General features: G+C 44.3%; 17 protein-coding genes and 1 pseudogene. 5 read left to right on the forward strand and 13 right to left on the reverse strand.

Annotation, left to right across the window (positions count from 1 at the left end; genetic code table 11):
- The first annotated feature begins 125 nt into the window (after positions 1 to 125).
- From FGL80_RS00255 to FGL80_RS00275, 5 genes are all read left to right on the forward strand, one after another.
- Complete coding sequence (locus FGL80_RS00255) at positions 126 to 725, forward strand: DsbA family protein (protein ID WP_147001608.1); 600 nt, start codon at positions 126 to 128, stop codon at positions 723 to 725.
- A 28-nt stretch (positions 726 to 753) separates the two neighbouring features.
- Positions 754 to 1,068 (forward strand): hypothetical protein, encoded by a 315-nt coding sequence (locus FGL80_RS00260; protein WP_147001609.1) that lies wholly within the window; start codon positions 754 to 756, stop codon positions 1,066 to 1,068.
- Complete coding sequence (locus tag FGL80_RS00265) at positions 1,061 to 1,759, forward strand: SAM-dependent methyltransferase (RefSeq protein WP_147001610.1); 699 nt, start codon at positions 1,061 to 1,063, stop codon at positions 1,757 to 1,759. The genes FGL80_RS00260 and FGL80_RS00265 overlap by 8 nt, the downstream gene beginning before the upstream one ends.
- A gap of 111 nt (positions 1,760 to 1,870) precedes the next feature.
- On the forward strand, positions 1,871 to 2,782 hold the full coding sequence (gene rarD, locus FGL80_RS00270) for an EamA family transporter RarD (RefSeq protein ID WP_147001611.1): 912 nt from the start codon (positions 1,871 to 1,873) through the stop codon (positions 2,780 to 2,782).
- Between the two features lie 242 nt (positions 2,783 to 3,024).
- On the forward strand, positions 3,025 to 4,719 hold the full coding sequence (locus FGL80_RS00275; protein WP_147001612.1) for an ATP-binding cassette domain-containing protein: 1,695 nt from the start codon (positions 3,025 to 3,027) through the stop codon (positions 4,717 to 4,719).
- A gap of 426 nt (positions 4,720 to 5,145) precedes the next feature.
- On the opposite strand, the gene FGL80_RS00280 is transcribed toward FGL80_RS00275, so the two are convergent.
- From FGL80_RS00280 to FGL80_RS00340, 13 genes and pseudogenes are all read right to left on the reverse strand, one after another.
- Positions 5,146 to 5,559 carry a hypothetical protein gene (locus tag FGL80_RS00280; protein WP_147001613.1) on the reverse strand — a complete coding sequence of 138 codons (414 nt, stop codon included), beginning with the start codon at positions 5,557 to 5,559 and terminating at the stop codon, positions 5,146 to 5,148.
- A 150-nt stretch (positions 5,560 to 5,709) separates the two neighbouring features.
- On the reverse strand, positions 5,710 to 6,240 hold the full coding sequence (locus FGL80_RS00285; RefSeq protein WP_010004086.1) for an adenine phosphoribosyltransferase: 531 nt from the start codon (positions 6,238 to 6,240) through the stop codon (positions 5,710 to 5,712).
- 57 nt (positions 6,241 to 6,297) lie between these two features.
- The gene (gene recJ, locus FGL80_RS00290) at positions 6,298 to 8,259 is read right to left on the reverse strand and encodes a single-stranded-DNA-specific exonuclease RecJ (protein WP_147001614.1); all 1,962 of its coding nucleotides are present in this window, start codon (positions 8,257 to 8,259) and stop codon (positions 6,298 to 6,300) included.
- Between the two features lie 33 nt (positions 8,260 to 8,292).
- Positions 8,293 to 9,237: a ribonuclease Z gene (gene rnz / locus FGL80_RS00295; protein ID WP_147001615.1), complete on the reverse strand. Its 945-nt coding sequence runs from the start codon at positions 9,235 to 9,237 to the stop codon at positions 8,293 to 8,295.
- 159 nt (positions 9,238 to 9,396) lie between these two features.
- Entirely contained in the window at positions 9,397 to 9,924 is a 528-nt protein-coding gene (gene msrA, locus FGL80_RS00300) for a peptide-methionine (S)-S-oxide reductase MsrA (RefSeq protein ID WP_147001616.1), read from the reverse strand.
- A gap of 75 nt (positions 9,925 to 9,999) precedes the next feature.
- Positions 10,000 to 10,953: a ketopantoate reductase family protein gene (locus tag FGL80_RS00305; RefSeq protein WP_147001617.1), complete on the reverse strand. Its 954-nt coding sequence runs from the start codon at positions 10,951 to 10,953 to the stop codon at positions 10,000 to 10,002.
- Positions 10,954 to 11,077: 124 nt separating this feature from the next.
- On the reverse strand, positions 11,078 to 11,782 hold the full coding sequence (locus FGL80_RS00310) for an L-ribulose-5-phosphate 4-epimerase (RefSeq protein WP_055307624.1): 705 nt from the start codon (positions 11,780 to 11,782) through the stop codon (positions 11,078 to 11,080).
- A gap of 5 nt (positions 11,783 to 11,787) precedes the next feature.
- Complete coding sequence (locus FGL80_RS00315) at positions 11,788 to 13,407, reverse strand: xylulokinase (protein ID WP_147001618.1); 1,620 nt, start codon at positions 13,405 to 13,407, stop codon at positions 11,788 to 11,790.
- A 77-nt stretch (positions 13,408 to 13,484) separates the two neighbouring features.
- Positions 13,485 to 14,847 (reverse strand): annotated as a pseudogene (locus tag FGL80_RS00320) (sugar porter family MFS transporter).
- A 12-nt stretch (positions 14,848 to 14,859) separates the two neighbouring features.
- On the reverse strand, positions 14,860 to 16,284 hold the full coding sequence (gene araA, locus FGL80_RS00325; RefSeq protein WP_147001619.1) for an L-arabinose isomerase: 1,425 nt from the start codon (positions 16,282 to 16,284) through the stop codon (positions 14,860 to 14,862).
- Between the two features lie 228 nt (positions 16,285 to 16,512).
- Positions 16,513 to 17,601 (reverse strand): GntR family transcriptional regulator, encoded by a 1,089-nt coding sequence (locus FGL80_RS00330; RefSeq protein WP_147001620.1) that lies wholly within the window; start codon positions 17,599 to 17,601, stop codon positions 16,513 to 16,515.
- 166 nt (positions 17,602 to 17,767) lie between these two features.
- Entirely contained in the window at positions 17,768 to 18,823 is a 1,056-nt protein-coding gene (locus FGL80_RS00335) for an AAA family ATPase (RefSeq protein ID WP_147001621.1), read from the reverse strand.
- 97 nt (positions 18,824 to 18,920) lie between these two features.
- Entirely contained in the window at positions 18,921 to 20,033 is a 1,113-nt protein-coding gene (locus FGL80_RS00340) for an acyltransferase family protein (RefSeq protein ID WP_147001622.1), read from the reverse strand.
- Positions 20,034 to 20,056: the final 23 nt, after the last annotated feature.

Raw genomic sequence — 20,056 nt, forward strand, 5'->3', positions numbered from 1 at the left:
TTATTTTAACACAGATCTTGTTTGGTTTTGAGCGTATCAGTCGACAAGGATGTGTTTTGCGGGTAAAATAACTTTCTGGACAATAGCTCATTTTAAGTCTCACTATCTTGATACGGAGGCATCACATGCTTGATATTTATCATTTTTCCAACCCATTTTCACCAATCTGTTTAAAAACTGAAGAACGCTTACTTTATATTACCCCTGGTCTCGCCACACGCACCCGCCTGCGGTTCATTCCGTTGATCAACCCCGATACAGTCACTGAATATGCGACGCACCGCGCCGTTTTAACGGACCAGCCAACATCGCTAGCCGATACCATTTTCCACGTGGTGTGTGACTATAAAGCAGCCCAAATTGAAGGGAACAAAAAGGCTCGCAACTTTTTGGTGCAAATCCAACAACGTGTGACAAACCAAAATCTGCCTTATTCAGAAGCCTTATCAGTTGCAACAGCACAACAAGTTGGCCTCAATACAGATGATTTTTTGCACAATCGGATCACGGATGACACGCTAGAAGCCGTGATTGCGGATCAAAAATTAGCGCAGACGATGTTGCAACGCCAAGAAGCCGCGATTGCTATTGACGATATGCTCACCCACGAAATGCAACTGGTGACAGACTTCTCAGTGGCGAACTTAGTGCAAACCTTTGGCCCGCACTTGGGCAATCACATGACTCCTTTGGCGCTCCAACAACAACTTGAAGCGCTGGCCTAATGCCATTATTCTCGGAAAGGTCGTTAAGATGCGAAAAATATTTGAAGTTATTGGCGCTATTGTGACCGTGATATTAGGTCTCATCGTCGCTATCCCTGTCTTACTTGCCGTGATTGGTGTGGCTGTCCCAGCCATTCTGATTTTTGTGGCAGCTATTTTCTTAATTGTTTTGTTGGTTTTGGCCATCTGTGGCGTCGTTGCGCTGATGACTTTTTGGCGTATGCGCTACCAGCTAAAACATGGCGGTGGCGTTGATTTTGTCTTTAACGGCAAGCGTTATCATGTTGAAACCGTCTCAAAGCGTAATCCGAATAACCGTCGTGATGTCACTGACGATGTTTGAACAACTCCAACATTTTCAGCAACAATTCGCTGATCACCCTGTCGCACAACGCAAAATTAACGCGGCACTCACCACCTATCTCGGCCTAGCTCAACAGCAATTACCCGATGACCCGTTACCAACACTCAGTTTTAGTGTCCATCAACTCGTCAACCAGCCAGCATTAATGGCATTGGAAACCCTACTAGCTGACTTTCGTCAGGCGTTAATTACGACTTATGGGATTTGGCATCTCCCCAACAACCGCTGGTTAGATGGCCTACACGACTTCGTTGCCGGACGACCAGTACTTGAGATAATGGCTGGTAATGGTGTGATTTCGCATGGATTACGGGCCCGTGGTGATGACGTGATCGCGACCGACAACTTTGTCTGGTCAGGACAAGATAATCAACGCCCTGATCCTTGGACACCTGTGATACCCTGCGCTGCTGACCAAGCCTTACGTATTTATCCCCATGCGGTGGTAATTATGAGCTGGGCACCAGACACGGATAACAGTGATTTGGCCGTCTTACAGGCGTTACGTCAAGCACATTTTGATGGTGACTTTATTGTCATTGGGGAAAAAATGCAGGCGACCAATTCTCCTGCATTTTGGGCAACTGCCCAGTTAACGGTACCACCACTACTCAATCAACATCATCACAGTTTTGACAACATTCATGATCAAGTCTATCTCGTTAAATAAATCCAGTCAGTCGACTGGATTTATTTTTTTATAAAAATGTCAACTTCATCATTTTTTAATCCAATCATGATATGATAATCATAAATTTTTAATTTGACAGGAGAAAAATAGATGGGCAATACACGAGTTGGTGTGACTTCAGGCTTACTAGCCTACGTATTTTGGGGCGTTCTGGGTATCTTTTGGGAATTACTCCATGCCGTTCCGGCACTCGATACCTTAGCTTACCGAATTGTTTGGTCTTTGGTGACCATTTTCGTGGTGCTGCTTTTTCAAAATAGTTGGCGGACTGTCTGGCAAACCATCGTCACCCTCACGCAAAACCGGAAAATTCTTTGGATCATGCTGAGTGGTCTCCTGATTACCGTCAACTGGTATATTTACATTTATATGGTGACACATAATCAAGCGACCGAGGCGAGTCTTGGGTACTACATGATGCCCTTGATGAATGTGGCCATTGCGGTATTGTTCTTGCACGAGCGGTTATCGCCAGCTAAAATGGTGGCTTTACTTCTTGTTGTCATTGGGGTCGTGCTGCTGACTAAACAAACTGGCGCGCTCCCTTTGTCAACATTACTGATGGCAGCCTCTTTTTGTCTCTACAGCTTGATTAAAAAACAAGTGCCACTGCCAGCAACGATTTCACTCGCACTAGAAACCCTATGCGTGGCGCCATTTGCCGCCATTTATTTACTTTTGTCACCCCATATTCTCACACAAAACGGGCCAACAGTAACCGGTTTGATTATTGCCAGTGGTGCCGTGACTGTTGTGCCACTAGCCCTCTTTGCTGTTGCGACCAAAAACACACAATTTATGACGCTTGGCTTTATCCAATATCTCAATCCAACCATACAGCTCCTAGTCGCTGTTTTCGTGTTACACGAACCTTTAAGCTGGCATAAAATCGTGGTGTTTGTCTTTATTTGGGCCGGTATTGCTGTCTTTGTCCTAGAAAGCATCTATCAATACCAGCATCTCCGTCAAAACCATAATACTGCGCTACGTCAATCAAGATAACCGATTATAACACTTTAACGTTGATGGTATTGTTGACTATATAAATACAACCCCTTGGCACCGAGTAAAGTTAAGGGGTTTTTGTTTGCCTATTTTTTAGGCTTATTAGCGCAATTGATTAGCATTGCATTAAATATACATTAAATTCATAGTTATGGTATATTATTTTACAGTAATATGGGAATTAAATAAGAAATTCATTATTTTGTTTTGTCAATCAGCATGACGGGAGCGCATCAAGTATGAAAGAAATCATAGCAAAAAATTGGCGGAGCATCCTAATCACTAGTCTGTCGTCTGCTTTATATGCCCTGGCAAGTGTGGTCAGTGCGACATATTATGGTTATATTGTCGAACGTTCTCATCATAAAGATGCCACGTTGTTTTTTATGATGATTGTTGCTGGGATTACGGTGGTCTTACTCCGCTATGTGTTTGATGTCATCAATCAAACACTGATGGTTAAATTTGTGGGCAAAATCATGTACGGTATTCGGGAAAAAACCATGGCTCGCATCACGGCTAACCAAGTGTCTGAATTTGGTCAGAATAAAGTCAGTTCTTATACGTCTAATTTACTCAACGATGTTGAATTGATTGAAATCAACTTAATTGAACCCTTTTTCGATTTAATTTCTCAGATCATTGTCGTTATCATTTCTTCGGCAGTCATTTTATATTATCAACCAACGGTATTCTTGATTATCATTTTAGGTTCAGCGCTTGTGTTCTTGATTCCGACGCTCATGAGTAAAAAATTGCAAGAAAAGCAATTAGCCCTTTCCGAGAAATCAGAAAATTTGACAGAATCCGTGACGGACATTTTGAATGGTTTTGCAACCGTCAAAGCGACGCAAACATTACCTTATTTTTTAAAAGATTTTCAGCGCACGAATCAAAAATATACACAATCTCGCATCTCATCAGGCCAATGGATTATGTCGAATTATGCCACCTCAGCGATGCTTGGCCTATTTGTTCAATACGCCGCAGTCCTGACGGCAATTTGGTTCATCATGCAAGGCGCCATTTCTATTGGTATCATGTTAACGATGGTGCAAACGATGAACACGCTGGTCTATCCATTGATTGGCATTTTTCAGCTAATTCCTCAAATGAAAAGCACCAGGCCCATTGTACAAAAAATTGAAAACCTATCCAAAGGTCAGGATAATCACCAAAACGACTTACCAAAACGTGTCTTTAACGAACGTATTACGTTAAATCATATCTCAGTCAACCTTAACGACAAAACAATTCTTGATGATATCTCTTTGTCGCTCATCAAAAATAAGAAGTATCTGATCATTGGCCCAAGTGGTTCAGGAAAATCAACGTTGGCCAATGTTTTGGCAGGGTTTATCACTAATTTCGACGGGGAGATCAGTGTTGACAATCAAGTCGTCAACGCCAACGACCAGATGTTTGACATTGTGGCTTATGTGAATCAATCCCCTTACCTTTTCAACACGACCGTGGCACAAAATATTGTGATGTATAAAAAAGTTGATAACAACAAATTAGAAAAAGTACTGCAAGACAGTGGCGCGAAACAGTTTTTAACAAATGAAAATCAGTTAGCCAATCAAATCACCAGTAATGGTACGAATTATTCAGGAGGCGAACGACAACGCATCGCCATTGCCAGAGGCTTATATCAACAAAAACCGATGCTTGTGCTCGATGAAAGCTTGTCTGGTCTCAATTCAAGCTTGGCCCATGACGTTGAGAACAGTCTATTAAATCATGACAATTTGACATTGCTTTATATCACGCATAAGTTTGATATGGCATTACTTAAAAGATATGACGAGATTATTTGGATCCAGGATGGTAAGCTATACCAGATGGCATCACCTGATGTTTTGTTATTTAATCAAGAATTTTTAAATTTTTTAAATATTGCAGGAAAATACAACGGTTCTGTCTCTGACTAATCCAATTCGTTCATTGATAAGTTTATAAAATCCATGATATAATGAAGTCATTAAAAAAGACCCATGCTAGAGACATGAGCCTTTAAATCACAAACCCGCTATGGCGTTGGTGGTATTGTTTAAATTACAAGTAACTCAAACCCCTAGATCCTACCAAAGTTAAGGGGTTTTTGTTTACCTATTTTTTAGGTTTCTTAATCACATCTATCAGTTCTACAGTAGCCGTAGCTAGTAGTACCAACTTCGTGATTAACACAATTACCGTGACCAAAGTGGCCATGTTGGGTATTATCCTCTCTTATAGCTTGAGGTTAAACGCATATACATCACCCCCTGCTATTGGACTCACCAACGCCCTAACTTGCTTGCCTCATGATTGTAGCATAGTAAAATTTACCATGCGTTGACAGACTGTCAACGCATAACTCACTGACTGCTGACCTTCCGACCAACATCTTGGGTTGATTGGCTGACATATCGCTGAATTTCATCCGGTGTTAATTGATGATTTTGACCGGTCTCAACATTTCTAAATAGCCAAACCCCGTCCACCTGCATCAAATAAACTGGATTTGCGTTAGTATCTCGTCCAACTTGATTTGCTGGCGTACTTGCGGCAACACTTTCTCCAGAAGTCGCTGGCACTTTATCAGGTCGTTTTTCTTTGCCATACAGACCCGTCACTGCTGCATTTTCACTGGCTACCCGCTGACTCAGCGCTTGCGTCGCTTTTTTCGTTGTCGCAGTCTGATACATCGCTGGCACTGATACGCACAACAAAATACCAATCGCCAAAACAGCCATTAGCAGGTATCTCGTCTTAAAGTTCTTTCTTGCCATTTTGGTATTTTTCATCATTTTTTACCCGTAGCTGATTCGAAACACGTGTACACCAAAATATGGTGATAAGATTATGGTTCATCTTATCATTGTGCATTTAGAATGGCAAAGATAACGACTAAAAAAGCAACCACGTTTGTGGTTGCTTTTTTAGTAAGTCATCAAGGCCAAAAATGGCACATCCCCAGAAGCCATGATCTTTTCACGACCATGCAATTCAGTGAGCTCAATAATGAAGGCAACGCCCGCCACAACACCGCCGAGCTTTTCAATAATCTCGCGAGTTGCATTGATTGTGCCACCTGTGGCTAACAAATCGTCCACAATTAAGACACGTTGTCCAGGTTGAATGGCATCCTTGTGAATTTCTAACACATTTTCCTTGCCATATTCAAGTGAATATGACGCACTAACCGCTTCACGAGGCAACTTGCCTCCCTTACGTGCTGGCACAAAGCCAACGTTCAAAGCGTAAGCCAATGGTGAGCCGACAATAAAACCACGTGATTCAGGTCCGGCAATCAAGTCCACATTCAAATCCTTTGCAAATGCAGCAATGGCATCAATAGCTTGATGATAAGCCACACCATTGCCCATTAAAGGCGAAATGTCTCGAAAACTCACGCCTGGTTCAGGAAAGTTTTCTACGGTGGCAACATAATTGTGTAAATCTACTGTCATATTTTTTCTCTGAGTGCGTTCAGCTTGTACGAACGTACCCTGCTTTCTCTTTACTTTTTAACGATTGGCCAAAAATTTTTGATAAGTCACTGATGTCGTCAATGACTTTTGTGGGGCATTTGGAATAATTTTAACATAGCCGTCCACAATCCGAACAAATCCCAGCTCAATAAAGACTTGAATCATAATATTGAGGTCTTTGGGACTGATCTGGAGTTGCTTAGCGATTTTATCCAAGTTTTGCCCAAAATTTAAGTCTTGATGGGCATAAATAAACTTATAAACCTGCGCAAAAAATTGCTTATGCGCCGTGTTTTCCACTGGTTCCGGTAAGGCCACATCTGCCAGTAACAACTGCAATTTCGCTTGCCCGCGGAAATAATTCAAGCCCAAAGTGGCGGCAAACGACACCCCAGCCGGTTGTTGCACAATGCGCGTCCAATCTGGATGATTAAAGCCGACCGCTTCAATTTGATTCGCCAGCGTTAACTTGACATGTTGTTGGGTTGCCCCCATCGTCATCGCTTTTTCAATTTTAGGTGTTTGGAAACCAAAGACTGGTTCCGGATTGTCCGTCCCAAAAGGTTCCATTAATTTTAATGCATCGTAAAGCATTGGGTCCAGTTGGTTAACGGGCAACATCATGTTCACTGCGACTTGTTTTTCAGGTATCACTAAGGCTGGTAAGCTTGCTAACCGCTCCCGCAGAATAGCTAAGTTTTCTGGAGAAATGCCTAAGCCAAGCGCACTGGCATGACCACCAAACGTATCATACAAATCACGGTACTGACCCATGAGCGTGTACAAATCAAAATCGCCATACGTTCGGCCAGAGCCTTTATACGACCCATCGACTAGACTCAAGACAATCACTGGCTTGTGGATCAACTCAACGAGACGACTCGCTACAATTCCCAAAATACCTTGATGCCAATCATCGCCAACCACAATTAAAACTTGATCGTTGGCATGGGTGTCCGACAACGCCAATTGCTTGGCTGCGCCAAATACTTCTTCAACGATTTCTTGACGTTGCGCGTTAATAGCTTCCACTTGCGTTGCCAATGCCGTCGCATCATCTGGTGATTGCGTCAGTAGCAAATCCAATGCTAACTGCGCATCCCCCAACCGACCGACAGCATTCAACCGTGGTGCAAGCTTAAAGCCAACCGTTTCAGAAATAATCGGTTGTTCGGGCAGCTGACCCGCACTTTTCAATAAGGCGGCAATCCCTGGGCGGGGACTTTCCGCCATTTGCTTCAGTCCCCAAGAGACCAACGTCCGATTTTCATCCGTTAGTGATACCATATCGGCAATTTCACCTAACGCGACCAAATCAAGCATTTCTGTTGGCAATTCGCTTTTATCTTGTACCTGTTCCCCGTCAGTTAACAGCGCCTGGGCGAGTTTAAACGCGACCCCGACACCTGACAAATCGGCAAAGGGATAGTCCCCTTCGGGATGTCTTGGATGTACAATGGCATAAGCATCAGGTAACGTTGGTCCCAGTTCATGGTGGTCAGTGATGATGACATCCACGCCTTGACTCATGGCATAAGCGACCGCTTCGTGGCCACTTACCCCATTATCAACCGTCACAATAACTTGGGCGCCATCTGCAATCAAACGTTGATATGCCGCCAAGTTTGGGCCGTAGCCATCTTGGAAACGATTAGGAATATAGGCAGTCACGTCGGCACCAAGCACTTGCAAGGATTCGAGCATTACTGCCGTACTCGTCACCCCATCCAAATCGTAATCACCATAAACGACGATTTTCTCCCCTTCAAAGGCGGCTGTCATCAACCGTTCCAATGCTTTGTCTAAATCATGTAATTGCATCGGATCGTGTAGTTGATCAACACTGGGTTGGAGGTAGGCAAACGCTGCTTCTGGTGTCGTGTACCCTTTTTGCGCCACAATCGTGGCCGTCAACTGGGCAATATTTAGTTGTGACGTGAGCTGGCGGACAGTTTTTTCCGCTGGCTGGGGCAGCAAACGCCAATTATTTTGACTCATTGTAACCTTCTTTAACTTATCGGCCGACGGCCTTTATTTGTCTTTTTTAAATGGCACATCAATGACATCTAAGTCTCTAGCAACCACCGTATTAGGGAAAATCTTGCGGACATCTGCCACTAATGTTTTCACCATTGGCCCAATATAACGTGCTGATAAATGCGTTAAAATCAGCTTATCAACATGTGCCCGTCGGGCAGTATTGGCGGCGTTGACACTCGTTGAGTGCGCGTGTGCGCGTGCAATTTTGGCTTCTTCATCACCGGCACCATAGGTACTTTCATGCACCAAAACATCCGCATTTAGCGCCAACGTTTCAATATTATCATTTGGTCGGGTATCCAAAATAAAGGTCACCACGCGGCCCTTTTGCGCCGCACCAATATAATCACGCCCATCCAGAATTCGCCCATCTGGTAAGGTTACCCGCTTACCCGCCTTCAATTGGCCAAAGACTGGGCCAGATGGCACATTTTGTTCACGCAACTTTTCGACCAATAGTTCACCTGGATGGTCTTTTTCTTCAACACGAAAGCCCCAAGTATCAATCCGGTGACGCATCTTAGCCGCAATCACGCGGAAAGTCTTATCATCAAAAATAACCCCTTCGGTTAATTCAACGTAAACTAAGGGATAGGATAAGCGTGTTTCTGAAACCCGCAACGCCGTTTGCACGAAGTCTTTTATGCCTTTTGGCCCATAAATAGTGAGGGGTTCATGTTTATCCGCCCCTTGAAATGACCGTGAACTCAAAAAGCCAGGCAAACCAAAAATGTGATCCCCATGCAAATGTGAAATAAAGATCTTTTCAACCTTGCGTGGCCGCAATGTTGTCTTGAGAATTTGATGTTGGGTGGCTTCCCCGACGTCAAATAACCAAACGGCATTGCGCTCGTCAAGGAGGCGCAACGCAATGCTTGTCACATTTCTAAATTTTGATGGTTGACCAGAACCAGTGCCTAAAAATTCAAGTTGCATGTTATCTTAAGCGTCCCGTCACACCGCTTAACGCTGTGGCTGGCACGTTTTTCTCCTCATCAATTAGACGATCTTGTATCATCTATAACTTAACTATTTTACCATATATCAACACTTGATAGCGATCCGAAGACAAAATAAAAAAACAGCTCACGCTGTTTACTTGTCATCCCAATGGGTCTTTTGGAAAGCCACACGGCTCGCCATGACCATCGCTTCACGCGCTGGATCCTTCTTATAGAAGTCTTGATGGTATTCTTCGGCTTCATAAAACGGTTGTGCGTCTTCAATTGTCGTCACAATTGGCGCATCAAAGCGACCAGAGGCTGCTAATGCCGCTTTGGACTTTTCCGCAATGGCACGTTGTGTCTCATCAGCGACAAAAATCACTGGCCGGTAATTGTCACCACGATCTTGGAACTGGCCCATGGCATCAGTGGGATCCGTTTGTTCCCAGTAAATTTCGACCAATTCGGCATACGATAACTGTTCTGGGTCAAACCAAATTTTCACGGCTTCCGTATGCCCCGTCGTGTGTGAACTCACTTCTTCGTAAGTCGGATTTTCTGTGTGGCCACCGGTATAACCAGAGCGTACTTTTTCAATGCCAGGCAATGAATCAAATGGTTGCACCATGCACCAAAAGCATCCGCCCGCAAAAATGGCTGTTTCCGTCGTCTTTGTCATGAGTTTGTCCTTATCTCGTTGCTAAAATAAAAAAGAGAAACGTTCTTCGTCTCTCTCATCATACTATAATCAAACTCAAATTTCAAAATTTTCTTTTTCTTTGGCTAACTTCGTGCGCACAATATCTTCCTTGGCGTGAATCAATCGTGTGACCAACGCGTTAAATGGTGTGGGAATACCCTCTTGTTGGCCAAGACGCGCAAAGTAGCCATTTAAAAAGTCAATTTCTGTTCGCTTACCATTTTGAATGTCTTGATACATGGATGGATAGTGATTACCCGCATTTTCCGGCTTCAATAAACGACTCAAGTCCGCAATAATACCCGCCACATCGACTTTGACACCTTGTGAGGCGCCAACTTGCTTCATTTCATCTAAAATATTTAACGCCATATCCATGGCATTACCCGCCGTACCAAATTCAGCAATGTTGGCATCTAACAACACTGACAACGGATTCAAAACGGCATTGATACCGGCTTTATGCCAAATGGCTGTCATGACATCCGGTACCAATTCAGCATTCAAACCGGCTTCGTTCAATGCCTCAACAATCGGTTGCGCATCCCCACCAGCCAGTGCTTGCAACTTGATCGAACCTGAACCCGTTGTGTGAATCTCACCAGGCTTCACCAAAGATGATGTCCACAACGTCACACCAGCCACAATTTGTGACTTGGCCACGTGTTTTGCCATCACTTCAATATTACCCAACCCGTTAGACAAGATGAGTAATTGCGTTTGATCAGTGATAATTGGCGCAATATCCGTTAACATCCGATCCAACTGTGGCGTCTTAGTCAATAAAATAATCAGGTCAAACGTCCCCGTTACTTCTTGTGGGGTCATCACGGGCAAATAGTAAACCTTTGGGTCTTGATCATCATGGACAACCGTCAATCCCTTGGTATTAATGGCGGCAATGTGTGCTGGCCACCCGTCAATACCGGTCACATCATGACCAGCTGCTTGGAGCATAATGCCCAAACGTGCGCCAAGTGCGCCAAATCCTGCAATCGCTATTTTCATAATTTATATTCGTCCATCAGCGATGAACGCCTCCGCTTTCAAAAATAAATAATTACTATTATTTTACCACACGTTGGTTTTTGAAAAAGCGACAATTCAGTGGCGCATTGGCAACAGATCATTCTTAGTGGGTACCTTGACCGTAATAAGCATGCGCCCCATGCTTGCGGAAATAGTGCCGATCAAGCAAATATTGTGGCACATGTAAATCTTGCGTTGGATTTAACTGCATGGTGTGGAAATCAATTTCTGAGACCACATCCAACACAATGGCGTTTTGGACTGCCGTTTTGGCATCTTTTCCCCAAGTAAATGGTCCATGATCATTAGTTAACACACCAGGAATCGCCATCGGATCAAGGTTTTGACGATCAAACACGCGCACAATAGATTGGCCGGTATTTAATTCATAATCCCCATCGACTTCCTCTTGCGTGAGGCGGTCAGCAATTGGCACATCCCCGTAAAACGTATCCGCATGCGTTGTCCCTGCCGCAGGCACTGGAATGCCCGCCTGGGCAAAGGCCACCGCCCACTTGGAATGCGTATGCACAATTCCGCCCACTTCTGGCCAATGTCGGTATAAGTACGCATGCGTTGGTGTATCACTTGAGGGGTTCAATTCGCCTTCCACCACCTGACCATCCAAATCAACGACGACCATATCTGCCGGCGTGAGTTCATCATAAGCCACGCCACTGGGCTTAATGACAAATAGTCCTGAATCGCGATCAATTTGTGAGACGTTCCCCCACGTTAACGTGACGAGATTATTGGCAGGTAATGCCATATTGGCTTCATATACTGTTTGTTTCAACGCTTCTAACATGTTGTCTACTCCTTTTTGCCCTGGCTTGGCAAAGCTTTAATGGCAGCCATTTCAATTTCAAGGCCATTGATATAACGCGTCATAAATGTTTCAAAACCGGCCACATCGACTGGATCTGGTGATAGCGTTTCCGCCACACTGTCCGCAAAAATCTGTTCTGCCAAGAAGTCAGCTAATGAGACTGTCGTATCATTATTAGCGGCATACAAAGCTAAGATTGCCATACCCCATGGTCCACCTTCACCAGCGTTTTGCATCACCGTCACATTGGTATTCAAGGCTGCGGCTAATAATTTTTGGGCCACCACTGGCGTCTTAAATACACCGCCTTGCGCCACAATATTGTCAGTCAACACATCTTCATCAGCTAACAAACGCATGCCGATTTTAATGGCGCCAAATGCACTAAAGATGTGCAGACGCATGAGGTTACCGACACTGAAAATAGCATCTGGTTGACGCACTAAGAGTGGTCGACCTTCTGGTACCCCAGTGATATTTTCTCCAGAATAATAGCCATAGCCTGACAATCCACCAGCATCTGGTGTGGCATCTGTTAGTGCGGCATCAAATAGGACTTGATAGAGGTCCTTTGTGGATAGGTCATGGCCAATTTTTTGAGCAAATTCCGCAAAGAGCTTCGCCCAAGCATTAATATCTGAGGCCGAGTTGTTCGCATGTACCATGGCGACCGGCAAGCCGGTTGGCGTCGTCACAATGTCAATGTTGCTGTAGACATGAGCCAGTGGCTTTTCTAAGACAATCATTGAGAAAATTGACGTCCCAACAGAAATGTTCCCTGTTCGCTTGTTCACACTATTTGTGGCAACCATCCCCGTCCCAGCATCACCTTCAGGTGGCGCCAAACGCGTTCCAGGTTGGAGATCACCAGTTGGATCAAGTAACAACGCGCCTTTTTCGGTCAATGTACCGGCTGGTGTACCCGCCTTTAATGGTTGAGGCAAAATGTCAGTGAGTTGCCACTGGTACTGTTGGACTGGTTTGAGTTGATTAAAGCGATCAAGCATCACCTGATCGTAATCCCCTGTCGCTTCATCAATTGGGAACATACCGGAAGCATCACCAATCCCAAGGACTTTTTCCCCATTTAATTGCCAGTGGACATAACCCGCTAAGGTCGTCATGTAGGCAATGTTTTTCACATGCGTCTCTTGATTCAAAATCGCTTGATAAAGATGGGCAATACTCCAACGTTGCGGGATATTAAACGCAAATAGTTGTGTTAATTCACGTGCAGCATCGGCCGTGATTGCGTTACGCCAAGTTCTAAAGGGTACAAGTTGTTCATCATCGGCGTCAAACACCAAGTAGCCGTGCATCATAGCTGAAAAGCCCATGCTGTCAATTTTTGTAATGGTTACGCCATATTCGGCCTGAACGGCTGTCTTTAATTGCCCATACGCCACTTGTAAACCGGCCCAGACATTGGGTAACGCATACGTCCATAAGCCATCTTGGAAATTGTTCGTCCAGTCGTAACTACCGGAAGCGATAGTGGTACCGTCTTGTGTCGTCAAGACAGCTTTAATGGTGGTTGATCCAAATTCCACGCCTAAAGCAGTTTGCCCTGACGTAATGGCTGCTTTAATATTTTCTGATGTCATGCTATTATTTCTCCTATTATGCTGTAATTGAAAACGCTAATCAGCCAAGGGTGATTAGCGTTTTCATCTTGTTGCAATTAACGCGTCCCTTGCGCTTCAATTTCTTCAAGTGACTTACCATGTGTTTCTGGTACGGCAAACTTAACAAAGAGTACCGCAATAATTGAGATCACCCCGAAGATGGCAAAGACTGAAGCCTGTGGCATCATTGCTGTCATGATTGGGAACAGCAAGCCAACCGCAAATGAACCAATCCAGTTAAAGGCTGACGCCAAACCACCGGCACGACCACGAATGGCAAGTGGGAAGATTTCACCAACCAAGACCCAAGTCAATGGTGCCCAAGTGAAGGATTAGAAGGCCACAAAGATTGAGAGGAAGACAACGATCAGCATTGGTGGCAAATTTTCTGCCCCGACAACCATGTTTAAGATTGCTGGCATTAGGAACGATAACGCCATGATAGTCCCACCAAGCATCAAGAGTGTCCGACGCTTGAACTTGTCGGCGATCACCATATACAAGATCGCACCCAAGACCAAGATAACACCTTGAACGATTGGCCAAAGTAACGCACTGGCTGCCGATTGCCCCGTCGCCTTTTCAACGATCAAAGGGATGTAGTAGAAGATCGCATTGGCACCCATGAACTGCTGGAAAGCAGCCACGCCGATACCGGCCGTTACCAGATAACGATACTTTGATGAAAAGAGTGTCGCTAAGGTAATATTTTTTTGCGCCCCATCTTCAACCGCTACTGTGCGTTGAATGTCTGCTAATTCGCCCGCAACTTCATTGCTAGGTCGAATATAAGTCAATACGCGACGCGCAGCATCGATATGCCCCGTTTTCACTAAGAAACGTGGTGATTCAGGCAACCGTAACACACCCCAGAAGAGAATCACGGCTGGTACAGCGGCCAAGCCAAGCAATGTCGTGTGGCAAGCCTTGCAATAAATAGTCCACGATGTAAGACAAGAGCATTCCCGACACAATCATCAATTGATTCAGACCAGAGAGATGCCCACGCGTACGAGCTGGGGCCATTTCTGACATATACGATGGCACCAAAGCTGACGCAGCACCAACGGCCAAACCAAGTAATGTTCGCGCAATCAAGAGCCAAGCGACCCCATCATTTGGCGAGATACCGGCCATGACTGAACCGATTGCGAAGATAAATGAGGCGGCCAGAAGCATGCGGCGACGACCTAATTTATCTGATAATTGTCTGGCTAGTGCGCCACCAACGATCGCACCTAACATCAAACTTGATGTGATCCAACCAATGGTACCGGCATCCGTCAAGTGCCAATCTTTTTGCAAAAATGGCAATGCGCCAGTCATCACACCGATGTCATAACCGAAGAGAATACCACCAAACGCGCCGAAGAAGTAAATAAAACGACTTGAAATTTTTTTAGTTGGTTGATTTGTCATGTGTCCATACCGTTACTTAATATCAACATATGTCACACCAAACAGTGCGGCCAAATCAGCTAATTGTTCAGAATCAATGGCAAATGTCAACGTTGTTTGGTGACCACCACCAACTGACAACCAGGCTTCAACACCTTGCTTTAAGCCACTCTTTGGCGTCCACAATTGCTTAGCCACTGGCAAGAATGGTGTTTCAGATTCTGGCTTGTTGCCAACCACGTCATAGCTGATCAACTTGAATTCATCACCGTAGTCTGCCAAAGTGACGTCTAACGCATCACCTGTGCGACCAGTGAAGACCAGACGTGCTGGGTCATCCTTACCACCGATACCAAGGGGATGCACTTCAACGCGTGGCTTGTCTGAAGCAATCGTTGGATCAACTTCTAACATGTGTGAACCAAGAATGGCTTCATGGCCTGGACGCAAGTCCAATGTGTAATCTTCCATGAAGACCGTTGCTTCATTGTTAGCCATGATCTTTAGCAAACGTGTCAAGGCAGCTGTCTTCCAGTCCCCTTCACCCGCAAAGCCATAACCTTCAGCCATGAGGAGTTGTACGGCAAGTCCCGGCAATTGTTCCAAGCCAACCAAATCTTCGAAGTTGGTTGTGAAACCAGAATAGCCCTTTTCGTCCATGAATTGCTTCAAACCAAGATATTCACGGAGTTGATACTTCACGTTGTGTTCAAACTTTTCTGGTGTATTCTGACCAACAACGTAATCATATTTGTCTTGTAAGTCGACATAAAGTTGGTCAACCGCAGCATCATCGACGGCGTTCACATAAGCAACAAGATCACCCACACCCCAGTAATCAACTGTCCAGCCAAACTTAATTTGTGCTTCAATTTTGTCGCCATCTGTCACGGCCACGTTACGCATCTTGTCCGCAAATGTGACAATCTTGATCTTGTAACTTTCGTTGTAGGCGACTGCGACTGACATCCACTTGCCGATTTGTGCTTGAACAGTTTCATCTGCCCAGTGACCAAAGATAATTTTGTTGTTCAAACGCAAGCGCGCATTGATAAAGGCGTATTCACGATCACCATGAGCTGATTGGTTGAGATTCATATAATCAAAGTCAATCGTGTCATAAGGAATCGTGTTCAACATTTGTGTGGCCAAATGTAAGAGCGGCTTATTGAGCAATTGTGTCCCGCGAATCCAATTCTTTGCGGGTGAAAAAGTATGTGCCCATGTGATGACCCCTGCAACAGAGTCATCATAGTTGGCTTCTTTCATGGTTTCGGTAATGTTTTCCGCTCTCACACCCACCGTCTTGAATTCAATCGGATAAGGTAAGACATTTGATGCGTTTAACTTGTCAACAATTTCACGAGAATTTGCTGCTACTTGATCTAATACGTCAGACCCATAAAGAGATTGAGAACCTGTCACAAACCAGAACTTATAATTTTCCATCACTGCCATTTTAATATCCTTCTTTTTTATTGTTTATAATTTTATGAGCGTCATTAACCGATCTATCTAGAATTTGTCGTGTTAATGTAACCGCTTACAAACATAATATAAAATATTTGTCCGTATAAGTCAATAGTTTATTTTTTTGTCATACGATTAATAATTTAAAAAAATAAAGCCTGACGCTGGATTACAGCGTCAAACTTTATTTGAAAAACTTATTTTTTGTTGGTTTTATCACAATTCCTTTGTTAAATCTTGTACCGAATCACGTACAACTAATCGCGGTTCATAACAAATCGACTCCACTTTGTGATGCTTAATTTGTTGCAGGAGTAAATTAGCGGCATCACGCCCCATACGCTCCTTTTCGTGCGACATTGTTGTCAGTGGTGGCGTGACGTAACGCGACATCTGGAAATCATCAAAGCCCATTACTGACACGTCTTCTGGCACGCGTAAACCTAAATCATGCGCTAAAGCCATGATTTGAATGGCCAGCTGATCATTATAGGCAATGATGGCCGTTGGCCGTAGCTCCGGACTACGCATCAAAATGTCGTTAATGTGATGAAGTACCTGCGTGGTTTCATCTGACTTATAAATAACTGGCGTAAATTCCGTTAACAATTCGGACTGTTCTTGATAGGCACGCATAAACCCATCGAGACGGTTCACCCCTTGCCGGTCATCCACTTGGAATGCTCCCACAATCCGCTTATGCCCCTTCTCCATGAGGTATTTTGCAGCCTGATAAATCGCTGCCTGATCATCACTGACCACTGACACCTCATCGAAATTCGGATAAGTGGCGTTGATAAAAATCATCGGCACCCCCTCTTCTCGTAATTTGTCATACAAATCAATATTAGGCGTTGCTGTGGCACTCCGTGTTGGCTCAATAATTAAACCAGCTAAGTTCTGCTTCATCATGTTAATGAGGGCGATACGTTCGCGCTTTGGCTCATTATGCGTGTTCGCCAAAACCAATGAATAGCCATTTTCACTGATGACTTGATCGGCCCCGTCAATAATCGCTGGGAAAATATACGACGCCACGTGCGTCGACAAAATCCCAATCACACTCGGTGCTTTATCCTGCTTTCGCTTGGCTTGCCAATCAGCGACATAAGAGCCACCGCCCTGCACCCGATAAACGTAATGATCATTTTCTAAATCCGAGATGGCACGGCGAACTGTATAACGGCTGACAGAAAATGCTGCCATCATTTCACTTTCGGTCGGTAATTTTTGTCCCTTAACCAATTCGCCATTCAAAATTTGTTCTAAAATGTGATGTTTTAAGATTTCATATTTGCTCGTCATACCATGTCCTATGAATAACCCAGTAATCGTCATACCACTGAGTTGTTCGCATTCCTTTTTCGTGATGTGATGAATAAATTAATAACGTGATAACGCATAGTCGATTGTACCACTTTTTCACTCGATCATCATTGGTTCGCACAAATTTTTTCACAATCTCAAAATTTTACAATTCATCAGACAACTTAATCAGATGCTTTTCGCCAAACGCATGGGTTAGCGTGGCAAAATAGTCACGATTACTGATAGTCGCCTTACTCTGCTGGTTGGGGTCGCCAATAAGCAAGACCCGCGTGTGACGTACCGCAAAGTAACGTCTTAAACTATTCACATGTCTAATGGATAACTTCTGTGCATCGGTGATGATGACGATATCATATGGTTGTAAACGTTGACGTTTGAGCTTCTTGAAGAACTGCCGTTCAGGTAAAATGTGCCAGCCATACTGCCGTCGCAGCGTCGCTTGTGCCGACTTCAGCGCGCCAATATGAACGAGTAAGACTTGCCCCTGCTCACGTAGAATTTTCACCGTATCATAAATCATCAACGTCTGCCCAACACTGGTGGCTGCTTTCACGGCATAAATACCAGGCGTTGGCGTAGCTAATAGTGCTGCTTGTAATTGTTGCTGCGGCTGCATTAATAAATACTGCCCTTTAAGAAATCGCGCCAGTTGCGTGAAAGGCGAAACTAAATAATCCGCCACTCGTAATACGTCGTCCAAATCAGCTACTGCAACACTTTTAAACCCCATGACCGCCTGATAAAACACCGATGTCTGCCAACGCTCATCTTGTAAGTCAATCACGTCCAGCGTGTCTTGGTCGGTCAGATGATAAATCCGATCCAAGTCTGAATTATACGTGAACAAATCAACGTGCTGGCTGGCTTGTGTTAAGTAATAACGATTATTTCGTAATTGTTTATGGATTTTTTCAATGCTGTAATGCACATCACTCTTGAGTTCAATGTTGATGATATGACCTTCAGTATTAATGAGCAACATATCAAACTCTTTACTAATCGGCGGGACAGCATAATCCACATACACCGCTTGCCACGCGGGTAGCGCAACCGGAAAATGCGCGACTAAACGCGTGATTCCCATTAATTCCTGCTCACGAATCGTGGTGTGTTCCAGCTTTTCCAAATATTCTGACGCCTGTGCTTGTTGGTAAGAAGCACTTAATTGGGTTAAATTGATTGCTTGCTGTTTGACCATCCTGTCCCTTTTCCACTTTGTCATACGATTACTCTCAGTATACCAAAGTTACAGCGCATAAAAAAATACTTGGCTGTCGTCAGACAACCAAGTATTTTTAGGGTTCGAGTTGATAACCCGTTACTTTAATTAGGTTTTTAAACCATCGCGTGACATAACGTGTAGCCAACATTTCAAGTCCTAATAACACCTGTGCTGGTCGCATCAAAATGTACCTCAATAGCTTATCAATCAGAATCGCGCTAATCACAATCACGGCCATCACGAAGAACGAATAACCGATGAAGGCTGGTGTGCCCATAGCATCCGCAAAGTCGCGCACATGGAAAATGTTCTGCCACAGTGTATTGTGAAATGGTTCGTAGTCTTGAATTAAATAAATCGCGACTGCAGAACTACCCATCCAGTTAATCAGACGATTACCACGCGGCTGACGTTGAATCGTCTGACTGAAAATATAAGCCGCTACAATGAATGCCAGTGGCGAACTACCCGTCACAAAATACCTAGTTGCGTCGGCAATGGCTTGACTCTCTGGTCGGTTATTCCCCACCAAATCACTCAACCCAATTGACAACACCGCAATCACAACCGTGACACCTAGTAAGACCTTAAGTAACGTGGACAATCGCTTTGACACCCCATACATGCGCAGGTATAACCCAAAGAAGAATACTGGTAATAAATCCGTTAATTGACTCCCCCAGCCCTTTAAAAACGTCGGTAATACCATAAAGATTAACACACCGAGCGCAATGAAACTCACCGCTTGGGCGCGCCGTAAGTGGCTGAGAAACTGGGATAAATAATCCGAAAAAATATACAAAATGGAATAAATTGTAATGAACCAATACATACTCCGGATCGTTGGAAACACCGAACGCCACATCAGGTCAGTATTAAATTGCAACTGTCCACAAACCAGTAAAATAATAAATAATCCGAGCGCGTAAAACCGCACCGTATTGGTTAATTGCCAAACCTTCTTAAACGTTGGTCTGGGATTAATGGCAAAATAGCCAGTGATCAGAATGAACAAATCCACCCCAATCTTCCCAAATAATTCTAAAAACTGCAGCCACACCGTATTCGGGTGCACTGTATGAACATCACCACCAATAAAGTAGCCCCAAATGGCAAAATGGTGCGCCGTAATAAATACCATTGCAACCAAGCGCAATAGCTCAATATTTGAATTTCTCTTAACCATCAACTCAATCCCAACGCTCTCAT

Source organism: Leuconostoc lactis (assembly GCF_007954625.1).
In the GTDB taxonomy this organism is placed as follows: Bacteria; Bacillota; Bacilli; order Lactobacillales; family Lactobacillaceae; genus Leuconostoc; species Leuconostoc lactis_A.

Excerpts from the sequence above, each read along its gene's own strand:
- FGL80_RS00315 (WP_147001618.1), bottom strand. The coding sequence starts at position 13,407 with ATGACATCAGAAAATATTAAAGCAGCCATTACGTCAGGGCAAACTGCT.
- recJ (WP_147001614.1), bottom strand. The coding sequence starts at position 8,259 with ATGAGTCAAAATAATTGGCGTTTGCTGCCCCAGCCAGCGGAAAAAACT.
- FGL80_RS00280 (WP_147001613.1), bottom strand. The coding sequence starts at position 5,559 with ATGGCAAGAAAGAACTTTAAGACGAGATACCTGCTAATGGCTGTTTTG.
- FGL80_RS00275 (WP_147001612.1), top strand. The coding sequence starts at position 3,025 with ATGAAAGAAATCATAGCAAAAAATTGGCGGAGCATCCTAATCACTAGT.
- FGL80_RS00330 (WP_147001620.1), bottom strand. The coding sequence starts at position 17,601 with ATGACGAGCAAATATGAAATCTTAAAACATCACATTTTAGAACAAATT.
- araA (WP_147001619.1), bottom strand. The coding sequence starts at position 16,284 with ATGGCAGTGATGGAAAATTATAAGTTCTGGTTTGTGACAGGTTCTCAA.
- FGL80_RS00260 (WP_147001609.1), top strand. The coding sequence starts at position 754 with ATGCGAAAAATATTTGAAGTTATTGGCGCTATTGTGACCGTGATATTA.
- FGL80_RS00265 (WP_147001610.1), top strand. The coding sequence starts at position 1,061 with ATGTTTGAACAACTCCAACATTTTCAGCAACAATTCGCTGATCACCCT.
- FGL80_RS00310 (WP_055307624.1), bottom strand. The coding sequence starts at position 11,782 with ATGTTAGAAGCGTTGAAACAAACAGTATATGAAGCCAATATGGCATTA.
- FGL80_RS00255 (WP_147001608.1), top strand. The coding sequence starts at position 126 with ATGCTTGATATTTATCATTTTTCCAACCCATTTTCACCAATCTGTTTA.
- rarD (WP_147001611.1), top strand. The coding sequence starts at position 1,871 with ATGGGCAATACACGAGTTGGTGTGACTTCAGGCTTACTAGCCTACGTA.
- FGL80_RS00305 (WP_147001617.1), bottom strand. The coding sequence starts at position 10,953 with ATGAAAATAGCGATTGCAGGATTTGGCGCACTTGGCGCACGTTTGGGC.
- rnz (WP_147001615.1), bottom strand. The coding sequence starts at position 9,237 with ATGCAACTTGAATTTTTAGGCACTGGTTCTGGTCAACCATCAAAATTT.
- msrA (WP_147001616.1), bottom strand. The coding sequence starts at position 9,924 with ATGACAAAGACGACGGAAACAGCCATTTTTGCGGGCGGATGCTTTTGG.
- FGL80_RS00335 (WP_147001621.1), bottom strand. The coding sequence starts at position 18,823 with ATGGTCAAACAGCAAGCAATCAATTTAACCCAATTAAGTGCTTCTTAC.
- FGL80_RS00340 (WP_147001622.1), bottom strand. The coding sequence starts at position 20,033 with ATGGTTAAGAGAAATTCAAATATTGAGCTATTGCGCTTGGTTGCAATG.
- FGL80_RS00285 (WP_010004086.1), bottom strand. The coding sequence starts at position 6,240 with ATGACAGTAGATTTACACAATTATGTTGCCACCGTAGAAAACTTTCCT.